20 protein-coding genes are annotated in these 19671 nt (G+C 66.1%); 10 read left to right on the plus strand and 10 right to left on the minus strand.

The genetic code is table 11. From position 1 onward, the window contains the following. From ABZ319_RS32850 to prpD, 4 genes are all read right to left on the minus strand, one after another. A partial coding sequence (locus ABZ319_RS32850; protein ID WP_354990432.1) for a pyruvate carboxylase occupies positions 1-1778 on the minus strand: 1778 nt, incomplete at its 3' end. Between the two features lie 111 nt (positions 1779-1889). After that, positions 1890-3068, minus strand: coding sequence for a bifunctional 2-methylcitrate synthase/citrate synthase (locus ABZ319_RS32855; RefSeq protein ID WP_354990433.1), 1179 nt, complete (start codon positions 3066-3068; stop codon positions 1890-1892). Further along, positions 3065-3979, minus strand: a complete 915-nt coding sequence (gene prpB, locus ABZ319_RS32860) for a methylisocitrate lyase (protein ID WP_354990434.1) — start codon at positions 3977-3979, stop codon at positions 3065-3067. Before prpB ends, ABZ319_RS32855 begins: the two co-directional genes overlap by 4 nt. After that, positions 3979-5481, minus strand: coding sequence for a 2-methylcitrate dehydratase PrpD (gene prpD, locus ABZ319_RS32865; RefSeq protein ID WP_354990435.1), 1503 nt, complete (start codon positions 5479-5481; stop codon positions 3979-3981). Before prpD ends, prpB begins: the two co-directional genes overlap by 1 nt. A gap of 165 nt (positions 5482-5646) precedes the next feature. Between prpD and ABZ319_RS32870 the strand changes: the two genes are divergently transcribed. After that, complete coding sequence (locus ABZ319_RS32870; protein ID WP_354990436.1) at positions 5647-7104, plus strand: short-chain fatty acyl-CoA regulator family protein; 1458 nt, start codon at positions 5647-5649, stop codon at positions 7102-7104. A 130-nt stretch (positions 7105-7234) separates the two neighbouring features. Here the strand turns inward: ABZ319_RS32870 and ABZ319_RS32875 are convergent, their stop codons facing one another. Further along, positions 7235-7819, minus strand: a complete 585-nt coding sequence (locus ABZ319_RS32875) for a TetR family transcriptional regulator C-terminal domain-containing protein (RefSeq protein ID WP_354990437.1) — start codon at positions 7817-7819, stop codon at positions 7235-7237. Positions 7820-7895: 76 nt separating this feature from the next. On the opposite strand from ABZ319_RS32875, the gene ABZ319_RS32880 reads away from it, so the two are divergent. After that, positions 7896-8078 (plus strand): DUF5708 family protein, encoded by a 183-nt coding sequence (locus ABZ319_RS32880; protein WP_354990438.1) that lies wholly within the window; start codon positions 7896-7898, stop codon positions 8076-8078. Between the two features lie 98 nt (positions 8079-8176). On the opposite strand, the gene ABZ319_RS32885 is transcribed toward ABZ319_RS32880, so the two are convergent. Further along, on the minus strand, positions 8177-8482 hold the full coding sequence (locus ABZ319_RS32885; protein WP_354990439.1) for an immunity 53 family protein: 306 nt from the start codon (positions 8480-8482) through the stop codon (positions 8177-8179). Positions 8483-8652: 170 nt separating this feature from the next. Between ABZ319_RS32885 and ABZ319_RS32890 the strand changes: the two genes are divergently transcribed. Further along, complete coding sequence (locus ABZ319_RS32890; protein WP_354990440.1) at positions 8653-9069, plus strand: hypothetical protein; 417 nt, start codon at positions 8653-8655, stop codon at positions 9067-9069. Between the two features lie 171 nt (positions 9070-9240). On the opposite strand, the gene ABZ319_RS32895 is transcribed toward ABZ319_RS32890, so the two are convergent. Next, a complete protein-coding gene (locus ABZ319_RS32895) occupies positions 9241-10746 on the minus strand; it encodes an alpha/beta hydrolase (RefSeq protein ID WP_354990441.1) in 1506 nt (501 codons plus the stop codon). Positions 10747-10900: 154 nt separating this feature from the next. On the opposite strand from ABZ319_RS32895, the gene ABZ319_RS32900 reads away from it, so the two are divergent. The 6 genes from ABZ319_RS32900 to ABZ319_RS32925 all read left to right on the plus strand — a co-directional run bounded on the left by ABZ319_RS32900 (position 10901) and on the right by ABZ319_RS32925 (position 16412). After that, positions 10901-12085 (plus strand): histidine kinase, encoded by a 1185-nt coding sequence (locus ABZ319_RS32900; protein ID WP_354990442.1) that lies wholly within the window; start codon positions 10901-10903, stop codon positions 12083-12085. Next, positions 12086-12763 (plus strand): response regulator transcription factor, encoded by a 678-nt coding sequence (locus ABZ319_RS32905; RefSeq protein ID WP_354990443.1) that lies wholly within the window; start codon positions 12086-12088, stop codon positions 12761-12763. Positions 12764-13004: 241 nt separating this feature from the next. Next, the gene (locus tag ABZ319_RS32910) at positions 13005-13565 is read left to right on the plus strand and encodes a hypothetical protein (RefSeq protein ID WP_354990444.1); all 561 of its coding nucleotides are present in this window, start codon (positions 13005-13007) and stop codon (positions 13563-13565) included. A 156-nt stretch (positions 13566-13721) separates the two neighbouring features. After that, the gene (locus tag ABZ319_RS32915; RefSeq protein ID WP_354990445.1) at positions 13722-14243 is read left to right on the plus strand and encodes a hypothetical protein; all 522 of its coding nucleotides are present in this window, start codon (positions 13722-13724) and stop codon (positions 14241-14243) included. Positions 14244-14480: 237 nt separating this feature from the next. Continuing rightward, the gene (locus ABZ319_RS32920; RefSeq protein ID WP_354990446.1) at positions 14481-15002 is read left to right on the plus strand and encodes a hypothetical protein; all 522 of its coding nucleotides are present in this window, start codon (positions 14481-14483) and stop codon (positions 15000-15002) included. 213 nt (positions 15003-15215) lie between these two features. Then, positions 15216-16412: a hypothetical protein gene (locus tag ABZ319_RS32925; RefSeq protein ID WP_354990447.1), complete on the plus strand. Its 1197-nt coding sequence runs from the start codon at positions 15216-15218 to the stop codon at positions 16410-16412. Between the two features lie 490 nt (positions 16413-16902). On the opposite strand, the gene ABZ319_RS32930 is transcribed toward ABZ319_RS32925, so the two are convergent. Beyond that, complete coding sequence (locus ABZ319_RS32930; RefSeq protein ID WP_354990448.1) at positions 16903-17112, minus strand: DUF397 domain-containing protein; 210 nt, start codon at positions 17110-17112, stop codon at positions 16903-16905. Beyond that, positions 17102-18010: a helix-turn-helix transcriptional regulator gene (locus tag ABZ319_RS32935; RefSeq protein ID WP_354990449.1), complete on the minus strand. Its 909-nt coding sequence runs from the start codon at positions 18008-18010 to the stop codon at positions 17102-17104. The genes ABZ319_RS32930 and ABZ319_RS32935 overlap by 11 nt, the downstream gene beginning before the upstream one ends. A gap of 198 nt (positions 18011-18208) precedes the next feature. On the opposite strand from ABZ319_RS32935, the gene ABZ319_RS32940 reads away from it, so the two are divergent. Beyond that, positions 18209-18544, plus strand: a complete 336-nt coding sequence (locus tag ABZ319_RS32940; RefSeq protein WP_354990450.1) for a hypothetical protein — start codon at positions 18209-18211, stop codon at positions 18542-18544. Positions 18545-18702: 158 nt separating this feature from the next. Here ABZ319_RS32940 and ABZ319_RS32945 read toward each other — a convergent pair whose 3' ends face one another. After that, positions 18703-19557, minus strand: a complete 855-nt coding sequence (locus tag ABZ319_RS32945) for a thioesterase family protein (protein ID WP_354990451.1) — start codon at positions 19555-19557, stop codon at positions 18703-18705. Positions 19558-19671 lie beyond the last annotated feature (114 nt).

The following is a 19671-nucleotide window of genomic DNA, read 5'->3' on the forward strand; positions in this document are numbered from 1 at the left end:
TCGCGCAGCGCGGCCAACCGCTCCCACGGGTCCTCGTACAGGAACCGCAGCGCCACGTCATAGGTTGCGCCGCCCCAGCATTCGATGGACAGCAGTTCCGGCGTCATGCGCGCCACGTGCCCGGCGACGGCCAGTAGACCACTGGTGCGCACGCGGGTGGCGAGCAGCGACTGATGCGCGTCGCGGAACGTCGTGTCGGTGACGGCGAGAGCCTTCTGCTCGCGCAGTGCCCGCGCGAACCCCTCCGGCCCGAGTTCCAGCAGGCGCTGGCGGCTGCCCGCCGGCGGCGGCACGGCCAGATCGATGGCCGGCAGTTTGTCGTGTGGGTACACCTTGGTCGGGCGCGGGCCGTGCGGCTTGTTCACCGTGACATCGGCCAGATAGTCCAGGATCTTCGACGCGCGATCGGCCGAGGTGCGCCGGGTGCGCAGTTCGGGCCGCTCGTCGATGAACGACGTGGTGACCCGCCCGGCCCGGAAGTCCGGGTCGTCCAGAACAGCCTGTAGGAAGCCGATATTGGTGGCCAGGCCGCGGATGCGGAACTCGGTCACGGCCCGGCGGGCTCGAGCCACCGCCGTAGGGAAGTCGCGCCCGCGACAGGTGAGCTTGACCAGCATGGAGTCGAAGTATGCGCCCACTTCCGCGCCGACGTTCGCGCCGCCGTCCAGGCGCACGCCCGCGCCGCCCGGTGAGCGATACCCGGTGATGCGGCCGGTGTCGGGGCGGAATCCGTTGGCCGGATCCTCTGTGGTGATGCGGCACTGCAACGCCGCACCCCGGATCACGATCGACTCCTGACTCAAACCCAGATCTTGCAGCGACTCCCCCGCCGCGATCCGCATCTGCGACTGCACCAGATCCACATCGGTGATCTCCTCGGTCACCGTGTGCTCCACCTGAATACGCGGATTCATCTCGATGAACACGTGCCTGCCGCGCTCGTCCAGCAGGAACTCCACGGTCCCCGCGCAGCTGTACCCGATCTGCTTCGCGAACGCCACCGCGTCCGCGCAGATACGATCGCGCAGTTCAGGATCCAGGTTCGGGGCGGGGGCGAGCTCGATCACCTTCTGATGCCTGCGCTGCAGCGAGCAGTCGCGCTCGTACAGGTGAATGACATTGCCGTGGGTGTCGGCCAGAATCTGTACCTCGATATGGCGCGGATTGATCACCGCCTGCTCCAGGAACACCGTCGGGTCGCCGAACGCCGACTCCGCTTCGCGCGCTGCGGCTTCGATGGCCTCGCGCAACAGCACGGCGTCCTCCACGCGGCGCATACCGCGCCCGCCGCCGCCGGCCACGGCCTTCACGAAGACCGGGAACTCCATGCTCTCCGACGCCTTCACGAGCTCGTCCACATCCGCGGACGGCGCACACGAGGCGAGCACCGGCAGCCCGGCGGCCTTGGCCGCGGCGATGGCCGTGGCCTTGTTACCGGTCCACTCCAGAATCTCCGCCGACGGCCCGATGAAGGTGATCCCCGCCGCCGCGCACGCCGCGGCCAGCGCCGGGTTCTCCGACAGGAAGCCGTAGCCGGGATACACCGCGTCCGCGCCCGAACGCCGTGCCGCCGCGATGATCTCGTCCACCGACAGGTACGCGCGGACCGGGTGCCCGACCTCACCGATCTCGTACGATTCGTCGGCCTTGAGCCGGTGCGGGGAATTGCGGTCCTCGTACGGGAAGACCGCGACGGTGTTCGCGCCGAGTTCGTACGCGGCCCGGAACGCGCGAATGGCGATCTCGCCGCGATTGGCCACCAGCACTTTGGAGAACATACGTGGATCTACCTCATGAGTCGGAGAGTCTCGAATGCGTTATGTCGCAGGGCAAAACGGTGGACGGCCCGCGCGGGTGTGCGCGGGCCGTCCCGGTTCCGGACGTCGATATCAGGCGACGACGGAACGCTGTGGCACGCCGACGTATTCACTCAGCGGACGGATCAGCGCGTTGGATTCACCCTGTTCGATGATGTGCGCGGTCCAGCCGGTGATACGGCTCATCACGAAGATGGGCGTGAACACCTCGATGTCGAAGCCCAGCAGGTAATACGCCGGGCCCGTGGGGAAGTCGAGGTTCGGCTTGATGCCGGTGGCCTCGGTCATGGTCTTGTCGAGGATCTCGTACATCTCGACCCACTTCGCGCCGTCGGTGGCGGCGGCGATGTCCAGGAAGGCCTGCTTCATGGTCGGAACCCGCGAATCACCGTTCTTGTAGACCCGATGGCCGAAGCCCATGACTTTTTCCTTCTTGGCCAGCTTGTTCCGCATCCACTCCTCGGCCAGCGCCGGATCGCCGATTTCGATCATGTCGTGCATGACCGCCTCGTTGGCGCCGCCGTGCAGCGGGCCCTTGAGCGCTCCGATGGCGGCGGTGACCGCGCTGTAGATGTCCGACAGGGTGGAGGTGACCACCCGGGCGGCGAAGGTGGAGGCGTTGAAGCTGTGCTCGGCGTAGAGGATCAGCGAGACCTCGAACGCCTTGACCAGCTCCGGCGACGGGACCTTCCCGAAGCACATGTTCAGGAAGTTCTCCGCGAAGCCCAGGTGCGAGTGCGGAGCGATGGGCTCGAGCCCGTGCCGCTTGCGATGGTCGGCGGCCACGATGGTGGGCAGCACGGCCATCATGCGAAGAGCCTTGGCGCGGTTGGCCTTCGGTGAGTTGTCCCACTCCTCGGGGTCCTCCGCGCCGAGCCAGCTGATGGCGGTGCGGACCACGTCCATCGGGTGGCAGTTGTCGGGCATCTTGGCGATGAGCGACAGCAGCGAGCGGTCCGCGCGCCGAGATGCGCGTTCCTGCTGCAGGAACTGTGACAGCTGGGCGTCATTGGGCAGTTCGCCGTACCACAGCAGGTAGGCGACCTGTTCGAAACTGCAGTTGGCCGCCAGATCCTGCACCGCGTAGCCGCGGTAGGTCAGCGAGTTGGTTTCCGGCACCACCTTGGAGACCGAGGTGGTGTCGACGACGACGCCGGCGAGACCTTTGTATATGGCCTGAATCGCGGTCTCCGGCCCACCCGTCGCCCGACCACCACCCCCCACAGAATCGCTCCGCGATACGGCACTCATTGGTTCCTCCCCAGAGTGAAATTGAAGATATCCGTGTCGAATTCGTTGTAGCGCTCGTACTGCAGGAGCTCGTACAGACGGCTGCGATGCTGCATCTTGTCCAGGAGCCCCGCTTGTGTTCCCTGCGTATAGATCTCACGCAGTCCCGCCTCGGCCGCGAACATGGCCAGGCGAAGTGTGGTGACCGGGTAGATGACCGCGTTGTAGCCGATCGATTCCAAAACCTCGGCCGCGAGCAATTCGGATTTACCGAACTCGGTCATGTTGGCCAGCAGCGGAATCGAGACCGCTGCCCGGAACTTCTCGAATTCCGCCGGGGTGTGCAGCGCCTCGGTGAAGATGAGGTCCGCACCGGCGTCGGCGTAGGCCTTGGCCCGGTCTATCGCCGCGTCGATGCCTTCGATTCCCGCCGCGTCGGTGCGCGCGCAGATCACGAAGTTCGGATCCCGGCGCGCGGCGACGGCCGCGCTCAACCGCCGGACCATGTCCTCGGTCGGGACCACGGCCTTGCCGTCGAGATGGCCACAGCGCTTGGGATTGACCTGGTCCTCCAGGTGCAGTCCCGCGATTCCCGCGTCCTCCATGACGGTGACCGTGCGGGCCGCACTCATGGGCTCGCCGAAACCGGTGTCGGCGTCGATGAGCACCGGCAGATCGGTGACCCGGGCGATCTGCTGTCCGCGCCCGGCGACCTCGGTGAGGGTGGTGAGGCCGATGTCGGGCAGTCCCAGGTCGGCCGACAGCACCGCGCCCGAGACGTAGACGCCTTCGAAGCCGATCTCTTGAATCAGCTTGGCCACCAACGGATTGAAGGCTCCGGGGAAGCGCTGGATGCGTCCCGAGGTCAGTCCGGCCTTGAAGGCCGCGCGCTTGTCGGCGGCGGAGGTGGGGGCGGCGAGGAGGCCGGTCATCAGAAGAGACCCTTCGGGGACTGGGGCGCGCGGGCGAGCACGTCTGCCGAGACGACGAAGTTCAGCTCGGAGAGCTCTGCGGCAGACAGCTCGCCCGCGCGCTGGACCACTTCGAGGAAGCGGTCCTGCTCTGCGGGGGCGATGACGCCCTCGGCGAGGGTGCGGAATTTGGCGATGTACTGGTCGCGGGCGAAGGGCCGCGCGCCCAGCGGGTGCGCGTCGGCGACCGCCAGTTCGTCCACGATGACCTCGCCGCTCTTGAGGGTCACCTCGGCGCGCGCGCCGAAGGCCTTCTCGTTCGGGTCGATCGAGTGGTAGCGGCGGGTCCACTCCGCGTCCTCGGCGGTGGAGATCTTGTTCCACAGCTCGACGGTGTCGGGCCGCTGCGCGCGCTCGGGGGCGTAGGAGCGCTCGTGGTGCCACTCACCGTCCTGCAGCGCGACCGCGAAGATGTACATGATCGAGTGATCCAGGGTCTCGCGAGAAGCCTTGGGGTCGAACTTCTGCGGGTCGTTGGAGCCGGTGCCGATCACGTAGTGCGTGTGGTGGCTGGTGTGCAGCACGATCGAAGCGATCTGGCTCAGGTCGCCGACCCGCTCCCGCAGGCGGAACGCCAGGTCGATCGGGGCCTGCGACTGGTACTCGGCCGAGTGCTCCTTGGTGTAGGTGTCCAGGATGCCGCGCTTGGCCTCGCCCGGGCCGGGCAGCGGCACGGTGTATTCCTTGGTCGGGCCGCCGAGCAGCCACGCGATGACGCCGTCCTCACCCTCCCAGATGGGCGAGGGCGCGCCCTCGCCGCGCAGCGCGCGGTCCACGGCCTCGACGGCCATCTTGCCCGCGAACGCCGGGGCGTACGCCTTCCAGCTGGAGATCTCGCCCTTGCGGGACTGCCGGGTGGCGGTCGTGGTGTGCAGCGCCTGGCCGACGGCCTGGTAGATGACCTCGGTGTCCAGGCCGAGCAGGGTGCCGATGCCGGCGGCGGCCGAGGGGCCGAGGTGCGCGACGTGGTCGATCTTGTGCTCGTGCAGGCAGATTCCCTTGACCAGGTCGACCTGGATCTCGTAACCCGTTGCGAGACCGCGGATCAGGTCGCGGCCGCTACGGCCGGTGTGCTGCGCGACGGCCAGGATCGAGGGGATGTTGTCGCCGGGGTGCGAGTACTCCGCGGCCAGGAAGGTGTCGTGGAAGTCGAGTTCGCGGACCGCGACGCCGTTGGCCCAGGCGGCCCACTCCGGGGAGAAGGTGCCCTCGATGCCGAAGACGGTCGCGCCGGGGGTGTAGGCGTGGCGCTGCGCCTGGGCGCTGGCGTTGGCCACCGGGCGGCGGGTGACCGAGGCGGCGGCCACGGCGGCATTGTCGATGATCCGGTTGACGATCATCTCCTCGGTCTCCGGAGCAACCTCCACGGCATCCGCGGCGACCTCGGCGATACGCCAGGCCAGGTGCTCCTCACGCGGGAAGACTTCCGCGGAGCGGTGGGTGCGGACGAGATGGTTCTTCACGGGCCGGGACCTCCTGGAAACGGATTCGGATCGAATTCATCGGTACTTTTCGCACGCTACACAGCGCCGTAGAAGCCGGAAATACCCCGCAAATGCCGATTTTTGCGGAAGCGGGGCTGTGAAACTGTGAAAGTTGTAAAAGTGCGTGTTGCTAGATTGGGCGACATGCAGAAGATGTATGCGGGCGGGCGGTTGCGCACTTTGCGGGAGCAGCGCGGCCTGTCGCAGTCCGCGATGGCCAAGACCCTGGGGCTATCGGTCAGCTACATCAATCAGCTCGAGCACGACCAGCGCCCGCTGACCGTCCCGGTGCTGCTGCGGCTCAACTCCACCTTCGATCTGGACATGGGGTTCTTCGCCGCCGACACCGATGCCCGGCTGATCGCCGCGCTGCACGATGTGTTCGCCGACGACTCCGGGATGACGCTGGGCCTCGAGGGCGCCGACGGTCCGGGGATCACCACGGCGGAGATCGACGACCTGGTGGCTCGCGTTCCGGCGGCCGCGCACATGCTGGTCGGGCTGCATCGCCGGCTGCGCGGGGCGACCGAGCAGATCGAGCGGATGTCGGCCGGAATAGACGGTGGGACAACCGATCCCACGGTTTCCCGACCCTACGAGGATGTCCGGGACTACTTCTACGACCGGCGCAATCACATACCCGAACTCGATGCCGCCGCCGAAGAGCTGTTCGCGCGCAACGGTTTGACGATCGGCGGTCTGGATCTGCAACTGACGCGGATACTGCGGGAACAGCACGGGGTGGCGGTCATGATCCGCACGGACGATCCGGACGCGCCCGGCCCCAAGCGCAGTTACGACCCGAACGATCGCCTGCTGGTACTGGCCCGCCGGCTCTCCCCCGGCCAGCGCGCATTCCAATTGGCCACGCAGCTGGCGTTTCTCACGCAATCCGCGACGATGTCCGCGCTCATAGACGCGGCGGAGTCGGTCCCTGAACGCTCACAGGGCGTTCTACGGATCGGTTTGGCGAACTATTTCGCCGGTGCCTTGATCTTGCCGTACAGGCAATTCCGCGATGCGGCGGAATCCCTGCGCTACGACATCGAGTTGCTGTCATCGAAATTCGAGGTCGGCTTCGAGACCGTCTGCCACCGCCTCTCGACCCTGCAACGCCCCGGCGAGCGCGGCGTGCCGTTCTTCTTCGTCCGCACCGACAGGGCGGGAAACATCTCGAAACGCCAGTCCGCCACAGCTTTCCACTTCTCCCGGGTAGGCGGCAGCTGCCCCCTGTGGGTGGTACACGAGGCGTTCTCGACCCCCGGCCGGATCCGCACCCAGATCGCGCAGATGCCCGACGGCCGCAATTACCTGTGGCTGGCCCGCACGACCGACGAGAACACCCCCGGATACCTCTCACCCAAAAGGGAGTTCGCGATCGGCCTCGGCTGCGACCTGGCCTACGCCCACAAACTGGTGTACTCCCACAGCCTGCCGATCGACGATCCCCGCTCGGCGGTCCCCATCGGCGCGGGCTGCAAGGTCTGCGAACGCGCCGACTGCGGCCAGCGGGCGTTCCCGCAGTTGGGCAGGCCCGTCCAGGTAGACGACAATCACGCCTTCCCCACCCCGTACGCGCCGAAGCCTCTCACAGAGGCGTAACCCGTTGTGGTGGTGCCGGACTGCACTTGGCAAGCAGGATGGACGGACTGGCCGCAAGTCATGGTCCGACGCGTAACCGCGCCCACCGGTGACGGCCGATTTCATGCGGATACTCCCCTTCTCCCGGGTTTCAGGCGAGGGTCCGCAGATGATGAGCAATGACGCCCTCTGCCGTGTGCGCAGCGTCGGCATCCCCGATCAGTGCGTGCAGGGCTACACCGTCGATCAGTGCGTGCAGCCGGATCGCTTCGGCGTCGAGGTCGAGTGCTGGCCTGATCAGTCCACGATCGGCCAGCCGGGTCAGCACCGTCACGCAACCCGCGCGCAGTTCCCGGTAGGCGTCCAGCGCAATGTCTTTCAGTAGGGGGTGTGCCGGACTCTCGGCGACAAGTGCGAGATTGACATCTATCTCGCAGCGCCGATTGGCGTCGAGCGGCAGAAACTCGGCGATGACCGCGAGAGCTCGTTCCCAGGGGTCGGTGATCGCCGCATGCGCCTCGGCCCGTTCGCGAACTCGCTTCTGCACCAGCCGCATCGAGTACGCCAGCAGTTCCGCCTTACTGGCGAACACGTGCCGCAGGGATCCGGCCGAAATCCCGGCCTCCGCGGCCACATCCCGGACCGATACCGCGCTCACACCGTCGCGCTGGATCACCCGCCAGACCGCCTCGGCAATCTCCTGCTGTCGCTGCGCATGGTCGATGAGTTTGGGCACCTGCGTTATGGTAGTACAGTCGTGTTAGCAAATGACAGCCGCGGGGCTGTGCGAAACCTGTATTCGAAGGAGAAGCATGCGCAACCACGTCATTTCGATCCTGATCGGCGTCGCGGTGCTAGCCGTCGGCCTGGCGCTGTGGTTGTTCGCCCGCGATATCGAGACACCGGTGATCTCGTTGCACAAGGTGGGCGTGGTGGTGGCGATCATCGGTGGCCTCGAGGTCGCGAGATCCGGGTTCGCCATGGTCAGGCAGTGACGCAGGACTCTCGACACCTCGACCCGGTTGGCCGCCGGCGCTTCCGAACGCACCATCGCTGAAGGGTTCGGCGCTGATCGGCACAGACACCGCGCTGTTCAGTCTCGCGTCGATGCCCAGACGCGAAACAGAGCGAGCGCCTCGGTCAGGTTGCGCGGACCGCAGGCCAGGCGGAAAGTCTGCCCAGCGGTCCACGCATGAACCCAATCGTGCTCGCTCCGGTCGATCTGTTGTCGAGGATATTTCTGATCTTCCAGATCTGTTTGCTCGAGGTTGATCTCGACGAGCCAGCCGGGGTTGTCGAGCGTCTCGATCCGCACACCCCATCCGTGTTCCCAGTCGCCGTCGCACTGCGCGGCGTACCAGCTCTGTAGCCAGTCGAGGACATGTTCATGCTCGGACATGAACGCCGATGCTAATCACAACGAGTTCGGACGCGCGGAAAGCTGCACTGCGCAGCGATGCCCCAGCCGTTGCGTCTCCCGAGTCGATCGTCCCGATAAACACCCGCACATGCCGAGTTTGGTGTGTTGTCGAGTGCTCAGGTTGCCGAGTGGAGACCTAAGCTGCTGGTGTGGAGAAGGAGTTGGAGTACATCCTGGGTGCGATGAACTACGAGATCTTCTACGACTGGTCCGAGTTCGCACGAGATCAACTGAAGGTCCCGCGGTTCTTGGAACTGAATCCGGACTTTCCGGCGAAACTCAGGACCCAGTTCGCAGAACTCTTGCAGTCACGATGGATGTCTGCCGATGACTACGAGCAGTTGACCGGTGTGTCGATCGATTCCGACGAACTGTTGTATGACTTCCTCGGCCGCGCATATCGGTTCATCTTCGAAGGCGAAACTCCAGACGATCCTCCGTACCCGCCACAGGCGAATTACGACGAGGAGGGTTCAGTCCACGCCACCGGTGGCCATCCGCTACTGCCGCATACCGCGCTGACCGAGGCGGTAAGCGCGGAACCGTGGAAGGCCTGGCGTCCGTGACGGTTCGAGGTCCACGGCCGCACCACGACAGACCCGTTCTCGGTGAACAGCTGCGGTGAAGCGCGATCGATCGCTCGCAACAGGTGACTGTGCGAGCCGACGAGCGGCCCCGGGACGGCAGGGACCGCGCCGGCGACCACCGTCCGGAACCATGCTGGGTCGGCACCGGCATTAGCCCGCCTGACACGTCAGATCGTCCTCCGGCATCGCGCCCTCCACCAGGTACCCGGTGACAACCTCGGTCGCACAGCGGTTCTCGCCGAGAACGTATGCCCCGTGCCCGCTGCCGTCGACGGTGACCAAACGTGAACGCTCACCGAACTTTTCGTCGAGCAGCTCGCCGCCGCGGAGCGGGGTGACCGGGTCGTGGCGGTTCTGCACGATCAGTACGTCGGCCGGGCCGGTGTTGTCGATCCGTACCGGCGGCTCGGACGGGCCTAGCTTCCAGTAGGCGCAGGGCATCACGTTCGCGGCGGCGGCGCCGTAGAGCGGGTAGCGTTCCCGGTCCTCGGCGACGGCACGGTGGTAGGTCCGGACATCCTCCGGCCACTCGACATCGTTGCAGGTGACCGCGAGAAAGACCGTCCAGGCGTTATCGGTCGGCGCGGGTGCTCCGGTACCGGGCGGGCGGCCACCCTCGGGGCCCGGACGTCCGGTTTCCAGCAGTGTTTTCCAGCTCTCGGCCGTCGGCGCGTACAACGTCGAGCGATAGAGCGTGAAGAAGGCTCCGAACCGAAAGAGGCTGCCGTCCAACCCATCCATCGGGTTCGCGTCGAGCCGCCCGGCGAGGGTGAGATACGTCGCCCGCACTTCCTCGGGGGTGCGGCCCAGACCGTAGGTGTCGTGGCGCGCGGCGGCCCACGCGGCGAAGTCGGGGAACGTCTCCTCCATTCCGAGGCCGTACAGGCGCATCCCGTCGTGGTCGAGGTAGGTGTTGCCGATATTGCTGTCGAGGACGATGCGGTCGGCCCGTTCCGGGAACATCGAGGCGTAGGCGGCGCCCAGCGCGGTCCCGTAGGAATAGCCGAGGAAGCTGGCTTTCTCCTCACCCAGCGCCGCCCGGATCCGGTCCAGATCGCGGGCCATGTTCGCCGTCGATATGTACCGCAACCGGCCCTCGTGATCATTGGCCGCGCACTGTTCGGCGACGCCCTGCGCGACCGCGGCCCGCTCGGTGACCGCAGCGTCGTTCGCCGCATACGGCGGGATGTTGCCGAAATACGTTTGGTCATCGGTGAATCCGCAGCTCACCGCCGCCGAACGTCCTACACCACGGGTATCCATGCCGATCACGTCGTAGCTGTCCAGCACGTCGGCGGGCAGTCCCTGCGCGGCCAGGAACGCGGGCTGATCCAGTCCCGAGCCGCCCGGGCCACCGGGGTTGAGCAACAACACCCCGCGCCGCTTGCCGGGATTCCCGCTCGCCAGCCGAGAGATCATGATCTCGATCCGCTCGCCGTCGGGTTCGCTGTAGTTCAGGGGTACCGGCACAGTCGCGCACTGCAATCGGGCGGGCCCGGACGCGGGATCCTCGACGCCCTCCGGACAAGCGCCCCACCGCACCTGCGTCACGGGGTCTTCGGTCGGCCGGGCGGTCACGACGAAGGCCCCGACCAGCGCCGCGGCGAGCCCGAGTACGGCCAGCAGGCTCAGATTTCGAAACTGTTGTCGACTCATACGGCAAGTCTTTCGCGCTCGCTCGGCCCGCACATCGCTCCGGCGAGGGGCCTCGTGTTCGACGAAAGTCGAGGCGGCTGTCCGACCCGAGTCGCATCGCGCATCGGCCGCTGGGCTGCTGCTTCCGGCGGGTGGGTGTCGCGATAATGGCCCGATGGACACCGTCGGCGCTCCTCGGCTCGGGGCATGGCAGCAGACCTGGCGGCTGGCGGCGGCCGCGATACTCGGCACGGTCTTCTGGTTCTCCGTCGCCACGGCGCTGCCGGTGGGTTGTGCGGCTGATACCTGCTCCTGGTTCATCACCGGTGATCCGCTGATCGCCCTCGGCTGCTTGACGGCACTGCTGTGGCGACGGCGCTTTCCGTTCACCGTCGCCCTGGTGGTCGTGATCGCTTCGGCCGCATCGGCATTGGCCACCGGTGCGGCGCTGCTTGCCCTGTGCTCGCTCGCTACTCGCCGCCGTCCGATCGAGATCGGGGTGGTCGTGGCGGCGTATGTGGCGGCGGCGCAGTTCAGCGAGCACCTCTACCCCCTCGACACGCCACCGGCCCCGATCTGGCTGTCACTCGCGCTTCCGGTGGCGAGCGCGGGGATCGCGGTGGCAACCGGGGTGGCCATCGACGCCCGGCGCTCGGAACTGCGATCGCTGCGGGACCGCGCCGACAGCGCGGAACGCGAACAGGCCGCCCGTACAGCGCAGGCACAGGCCACCGAACGCAACCGCATCGCCCGGGAAATGCACGATGTACTCGCGCACCGAATCTCGCTGGTGGCCATGCAGGCCGGGGTCCTGGAACACCGCGACGACCTCGCGGACACGGACAAACGCACGCTGATCCGCGGGATCGCCGACGGCTCTCGCCAAGCGCTGGAAGAACTTCGGGACGTGCTCGGCGTTCTTCGCGCCGACACCGACCGCCCCGAACCCCCGCAACCCACACTGGACCGGATCCCTGATCTGGTGGCGGACGCTCGCTCGTCAGGTTTGGACATAACGCTCGCCAGCACGGTGACGGCTGCTCCGCCCGAAACCCTTGGGCGGACCGGCTATCGGGTGGTTCAGGAGGGACTGACCAACGCCGCGAAGCACGCGCCGTCCGCGGCGGTGCACATCACCGTGGCCGGCACGCCCGGCCGGGAATTGCACGTCAGCGTCCGCAACTCGGCGGCCGCCGCACCTGTCCCCCGGCCCCCGGCTTCGGGTTTCGGTCTGCTGGGCCTAGCCGAACGGATCTCCCTGGCCGGTGGCAGACTCGACCATCACCGCACTCCCGACGACGGGTACGTTCTTACCGCGCACCTTCCCTGGCCGGAGCACGACCGCGAGAAAAGAGCATGAGTGCACAGTGAACAGGCCCCGGTGCGCGTGATCATCGTCGACGACGACCAGCTGGTCCGAATGGCCCTGCGCCTGGTGATCGACGGCGAACCAGACCTCACCGTTGTCGCCGAGGCCTCCGACGGGGACGCCGCGATCGAGGCGGTCACCGAACACCGTCCCGACGTAGTACTGATGGATGTGCGAATGCCTGGCCGCGACGGCGTCGACACCACGCGGTACCTGCGCACCGTCCCCTCCGCACCGGCGATCCTGATGCTGACCACCTTCGACTCCGACGAGTTGGTACTCGGCGCGCTGCGCGCCGGCGCCCTCGGCTTCGTCCTCAAGGACACCCCGCCCGCTCGAATAGCCGACGCGGTACGCACCGTCGCGGCCGGCGACCCGGTGCTGTCCCCCACGGTCACCGCACGTGTGATCGCCGCGGCAACCGGCCCGGGTTCCGCCGAGTCCCGCGCCGGTTCCCGCGCTGCCGCACGAAAACGCCTGTCCGCCCTGTCCGAACGCGAGCTCGAGACCGCACGAGCCATCGCGGACGGGCTGGGCAACCCGGAGGTCGCGGCCCGGATGCGTGTCACCGTCGCCACGGTCAAGGCGCACACCGGCAACCTGTTCACGAAGCTGGGAGTCACCAATCGGGTACAGATCGCGCTGCTGGTCCGCGACGCGGAACAGTGAAACGTGCCTACATGGCATGTCGGGCAGCCTCTTCCTCCCCGAAGGTGGCTACCCGGCTATCTGGAAGGCCGATCAGATTGTTAGACAACGATCTGCCGACACGAATGCCGTTACGAGGTAGTCCTTGAAACGCACCCGAAGGCGGCCCTCATTCCTCAAGCCGAACCCTGGGCGGTCAACTCAACCAGGCCCAGATGTCATTGGGGCTGAATAGAATTCGAGCGTGTCACATATCTTGCACGTGTATCTGGTCGATCTCGCGGAGATCGAGGCCGTTATCGGGTCCAAGGACGAGGAGTTTCTCGAGCGACTGCTGGCCGAACTGCCGAACCATGATCCCGGCGAAGGCTGTTGCGAGCCGTGCGATGCCGCGGACTGCGAAGGCGCCGAGTGCGAGGAGTGCTACCGCTGCGAGGACGCGCAGCATCCGCAGGCACTCCAGGCGATCTTCGCCGGCGGGCCGTTCGAAGAGAACCACGCCGATAGCTACATCTCCGCGCTGGAACTGGTCTGCGAGGATCTCGGCCCCTACATCGGTGACGTCAATTTCTGGTTCGGCTACAAGCGACTTCCCGAGGAGATCCTCAGCCTGGCCAGCGACATGGATGGCGACCTGTTTCCCTTCACCGACTCGTGCGGCTGGGGCTCTATCGGCAAGGAAAGCTGCGCCGAACTGCTACCCGAATGGGAAGCCAACGCCGCCGGCCCCGACGACCACGGCGGCTATGCGGGTCCTCTCGCCACGTGGTTCCGCCGATCCGTCACCGAGAAAAAGGATCTCATCGGGTTCTGGGCCGGTTAGCGACACCGCCGATGATGTTTCTTCGTCGGCGATCACGTGGTCGGCGGAATGCTCCGAGGCTGCCCGGCGTCAGATTCTCCATCGAGCATTGATCATCTCGAATCCTGTTGGACTGAAAGGCCGCTGGTGGGAGTACCTATCGACACATTCATCCGAGTGATCAGCGGTATCGCACTCCTGGCGGGTGCGGTGGCGGTCATTCTCGGCGAAAGCAACCTGGTCGCCGGTGGATACGCGGTGGCGGCCGCCATCGTGGTCGGCGGCATCTGGCTCCTGATTCGTCGCCCCGAGCACCTCGACAGCCGGGAGATCCGCGGGTTCGACATCCTTCCCGTCCACGACTCTCAGTTCGCGCGTTTCCCGGTATCGAAACCACCGGCTCGAGTGTTCTCTGCCGCGATGCGCGCATTGGAGGAAATCCCGCCCCGCGCGGTCGAGATCGATTGGAAAAACAGGCGATGCACGGCACTGACCGGATACGGTCTGAGCGGCTACGGTGAAGCCATCCACGTCTCGGTCGAGGACGATGGCAACGGTGGATCGGTTATCGACATCCAAAGCGGCCCACCAGGTCCGTCCCGCCCCTCCTCCCCGGGCAGAGACCGCGCCAACGTCTACCGCATCGGCGTTGCCGTGCGCGACATCGGGACTCGACCCCAAATTGATGAACCAAGCTGACCTACAACAGCATTGAACCGGAAGATTCGCATGCGATGGGACGTCTCCAGATCTGCTCGCCGGCTCGCTCGGGTGCGGTTCGGCGGGAGTTGAGTTCGGAGCCCGGGTCGGGGAGGATCGGCATGACGGCCAGCCGTGGGGCGGTGATGTGACGGGTCGAGTTCGGAGCAATCCTGCGGCCGAGGGCGTGCTGAGGTCACGGCGGGCGCGGGTAGAGATCTGGGTGTTGGGGAATCGATGAGCGAACAGACGATCTATCCGGGTTCGCGCGCTGTGCAGATCATGTTCGCCGCACTTTCCCCGGTGTTTGTTGTGATGGCCGTTCTCTTTATCTTGGTCGAGGAGATGGGCCTGCCGCAGCGAATCATGTACGGCGGAGGCATGCTCGTGCTTTCTCTGGGAGCCACTGCGGTTTCGTGGGCAGCGTTGATTCGAAACAAGCCCGAACTCGTCCTCGATCGAGAAGGCGTCCTGATTCCGGAGATGGACAAGATTCTCTGGCACCGGGTAGCCGCGGTCCGGTTACGCAGGATCGGACCTTCCTACACGGTCGAGATCATCCTCAACGAGCGGGCGCCGTGGGAGCCGGCAATGCCGTTGGACGGACCTGTGCTCCAAGCGACGGCGTCGAATGCTCGGGGCCATAGGGCAATACTTCTATCCCCGGAAAGACTTCACCCCTACTCGGTCGAGGCCATCCTCATCGAAATGCAGCACTACCATCCGAGTCTGCTTGTGGCACCGACTGAATCCCGATAGCGCGCAGACCGACACCGTCTCTCGAAAGCCGGAGCTTGTCGCGGTCGAACGAATCGCTGGGCGGCGCTCCCGAACGCCGCACCGTCTGTCGGAGTCGCATTGTAGTGTTGTGTATTGACACGAAATAGGCGTGCTCCGTTCTACTCGGGTTTACTCGACCGAGCCGGGAACGCCGTGCTGGGCCGAGTCCAGCACCGCCACAGAGGATTCGACATGGGCTATCCGGGATACCCACAGCCGCAGCCGACCTGGTCTCGACCTCCGCAACCCACGCCGTCGCTGTGGTGGATCGTTCCGGGTATCGCCGCGATCGTGGCAGGGATCATCGGTGCCGCGATCTTCGGAATCAATGCTCTGGTCCAACTTCCCGACAAGATCGGACAGTTCCAGCGCGTCGAGACACCCGGCTCCGGTCAAATCATGCTGGCCGCAGATCGCGACTACACCATTCATTTCGAATACGCGGGCGCGGGGGAACGACCGCCGGCCGAGGACGTCGCCGTAACCCTGACCGACCCCAACGGCGAACTCGTCCGGTTACAGAGCGTCACCTCGACGATGTCCTACGGCATCAACGATGTCGAAGGCCGCGCGGGATACACGTTCCACGCCGATCAAGGCGGAATCTACAGGCTGACAGCCGATTACACGACCGGTGTAACCGTCGCGGTCGGCGAGGGAACCCCCTCGGACGCCTGGCAGAGCATGGGAGTGGCAGCGGGCATCGCGGGGACCGGGTTCGTTCTGGGCATGGCCGTCATCGCCACGGTCCTTGTTCGCCGCGCACGCAACCAGACCCAGATATCGAGTCAGCCGGAACAGCGGGGCTTGGGTCGCTCGCAGACCTCGACTCGAACTCGAGACAGCCATTTCGTGGAACCAAGCGCGACCTCGTTCATTCCGATCGTGTCCGGCGCCGCGGTGGCGGTGTGGCTCATTGTGTCGATTCTCGGTGCGAGTGGCTCGGTCGCGGTGGGCTTCGGTCTGTTAGCGGCAGTGGTGGCCGGAACAACCTGGGTGTTTGTCCGCCGGCTGAAGGCTTCGAGCAACAGCACGGTCCACGAGTTCGACATCTTCCCTGTCCGGGGCGCGCAAGTCGCGCGATTCCCAGTGGATTCCGCGCCACATCGAGTGTTCTCGGCGGCCCTGCGCGCACTGGAGCACCTTCCCACTCGCACGCCGGACATCGATTGGAAGAGCCTCCGATGCACCGCCCTCACCGGAACCAGCCTCACCAGTCACGGCTCAACCATCGTCGTCTCGGTCGACAATGACCGAAACGGCCGATCGATCATCAACATCCAGAGCGGACCCGCGTCCGAGCAGGAAAGCACGCCGATCGACCAGGACCGCGCCAACGTTCACCACATCGGCGTCGCGGTGAACTCGATCATCGGGCAGCGTCCCTAGAAATCGACCGACGACGCCGGGACGATACGCACAAACTGCAGTTCAATCGATATCAGGCCGTATCGGTCGTTCGCTGCCGGAGACGCACCCGCACGAGCCATCGCGGAGGGGCTGGGCAACCCGAATATCGCGGCCCGGATGCGTATCACCGCCGCCACCGTCAAAGCGCACACCGGCAGCCTCTTCCACCTCGCACGTGGTCCTGCGAGCGAAAGATCAACCGGCCACGCCGGTTCAGCAGCAGCTAACGCACTGACACGCCGAATTCAGCGCGACTCCCTACTTATCGTGCACTATCGGCCCTTCAGTGGCGGTTTCCGCCAGATCCCCGGCGATAGTGCACGATAATTCGCCGCTGCGAGGGGCGCCGCCCATCCGATGCCAAAGAGAACCATCCGCACCCACATGCGCGAGAACGTCCGCAACTGCCGCCGATCGCGCTGGCCGAACCGGCCGGATGATCTTCCGCCAGTGAGTTCGATCGTTCGGGCTATTCGGAGGGGGCGAATCCGCCGTTGCCGAGGGCCGAGGTAAAGACTGCCCACTGTTTGGAGCTGAAGACGAGCGCGCCGGCCGACGGGTTCTTCGAGTCGCGGACGCCGACCGCGTCGGCGGCGAGGAAGGCTACCTCCACGCATTGGCCGCTGGTCTCGCTGTAGCTGCTCTTGAACCACCGCGGCGCTGCCGAATCAGCGTTCACTGTCGAATCTCCTTGCAGCCTGGCGCAATACGTCTCGCGTTGTCGCCTCGTCCAGTGCGTCGCGACGCAGGGCATCGGCGAACTCATGGTAACGCGCTACTACCTCGCGCTTCTCTATGTAGAGATCGCTGCTCATCGCGCCGTCGAGGTAGACGATGGGCGGTTCGATGGGCTTGCCCCTGGCGTCGGTGCCGAAGTCGAGCAGTACGAACGGGAATGCGGGCAATCCCCAGACCGATCCGGCCGAGAACGGGTGTACGCGGACACGGACATTCGGGCGTTTGCTGACCTCGGCGAGTTCCCGAAGTTGGTTGGCCATCACCTCGGAGCCACCGACCCTGCGGTGCAACGCCGACTCGTGGAGTAGCACGTCCAACTCGAGCGGGCGCGTTTTGCGGGTGATCAGCACCTGGCGATCGAGCCGGATTCGGACGCGCCGCTCGATGTCCTCGTGTGTGCCGTTGACGAAGAACGCACGAGTCATCGCCCGTGCGTACTCTGCGGTCTGCAGCAGGCCGGGGATCAGCTCCTGGTAGGAGAGCAACTGCCGAGCCGAGCGCTCCATCGCCACATACATGTTGAAGGCGTCCGAGAAAAGGCCGCCCATCGCGGTCACATCGTTCTCGCCCCTTGTCGCGGCGGCACGCGAAGCCAGGCCGACGGCACGTTCGGTCTCCTCGGCGTCGACGTCGTATAGCGAGCACAGCTCACGGACATCCTGCCGGCGCGGGTTCGCCGTCCGGCCGGTCTCCAAACGTTGCAACGCGTTGAAACTCAGTTGAACTTCCTTGGCCGCGTTCACGATTGACAGGCCGGTCCCCTCCCGAGCCTCTCGCAGGAACCGACCCAACTGACGACGCAGCAGGGTGGACGACAAACCTTCATCAAGCTCCGGCATGGCTGGCACCTCGAATCCGAATAATCGATCGATCGAAATGTGCCTAACAATCCTCCGCCAATCCGAGTCGCATCATGGCGTTTTGCATGAACTGATCTGAATATTCAGAATTCACAATTCGATCCACAACCGGCTGCTGTGCTTGTCCCCACGCACCCATCCACCCCCCTCACCACCCGAAACACGGGAGGTCCCACCATGTTCGATCTTTCCGACTCCACCCCCATCCGGGACTTCGGCGCACTGCGCGACATCGAGATCCGCGCGCTCACCGAAGTCATCGAGTGCACCGAGAAACTGCTGCGGCGGATCGAGAGCGACGGTAGCGTCATCGCCGCCTCGCGAGCGGGCATGTACGCCTTGGTGATTCAGGCCGTGCTGGCCAGCGCGCGAGCGGCGGGGTATCACGGGCAGGGCAACCTGGTGTACGCGCCACTGCTGGACGCGATCCTCGACGGGGCCGACGCCGATCCCTGGGACACCGCCATTTTCGCCGTGCTCGTGCACGATGTCGTCGTCGAATTCGAGCGGTGAGACTGTGCTCGCGCTCTGGATGCTCAGCCTTGTCACCGTGGGTGTGGCCGGATGTCGAGCCGGGATGTGGTGGACCACCGCCACCACCTATGGACGACACTCCGGACACACACCCCCGCAGGGACATCGGCGGTAGCGCAGCACGTACCGCCGGAGGATCAGCCGCGGGCGCGGACCTCGAGAATCTGCAGCACCCGGCCGATCGGGCCGCGCTCGTCGTACAGCTCGGTGGCACACATGCCGACACCGTCCGGGCCGATGGAGGTCTCGACCGCCAGGCCGATCCACTCACCGACCGGCAGCCGGTAGAGATCGACGGTCAGGTCGGTGTTCAGGAACGTGTACTGCGCCGGATCCAGCCGGGCCCCAACGCCGTTGGCGACGTCGGCGACCGAGAACACCCGCACAAGGGGGCTGATCTCCTCACCCTCCACGACGACGCCGCGCGGGCGCACCCACACCCGGCGCGCGCCGCCGGAGTCCGGGACCGGGCGCATGTCCACGGTCTTGACGTAGCCGACATCCCAGCTCGGCGGGAACTCCCAGTCGATGGCGTCGAGTTCGGGCACGGGCGGCAGGGCGCGGTCGCCGGACCAGGCGACCGCTTCGGTGTCGCTCGTGCCGATGCGCCAGGCCCGCGCGGTGGCGACCACGCGGCGCGACCCGTCGGGCTGGATCGACGCGAGTTCGGCCGCGACCAGTTCCACGCGACGGCCCGGCCGCTCGATCCAGGCCCGGACGTCGATCTCCGCGACCGGGATCGGACCCAGGATCTCCATGGTCAGCCGCGCGATGCGCGCGTCCGCCCGGGGCTCGCACAGCTCGACCGCCCGCGCGAGCAGCGCCGAGGGCGGCGCGCCGTGCTGCATGGTCGAGGCCCACACGCTGGTGGTCGACTCGGTCGCGAGCAGGCGGTCGTAACCGTCCGAGACCGCGCCGAGCGGCAGGAAGTACGCCCGCACGGCGTCGTCCGCCGGGGCTTCGGTCTGGGTCGCGTCAGTGGCTCGGGTCACCGCGTCACGGTAGCAACCCCTTCGCCAAGCTAAACGTCCGGCCGCACCGCGTCGCTCCCCGGACACCACCGATCCCGCTGGTGGACACCACGGCGGTACGGAAAAAGTGAACGC

It is taken from the genome of Nocardia sp. NPDC005978 (assembly GCF_040614455.1).
GTDB lineage: Bacteria > Actinomycetota > Actinomycetes > Mycobacteriales > Mycobacteriaceae > Nocardia.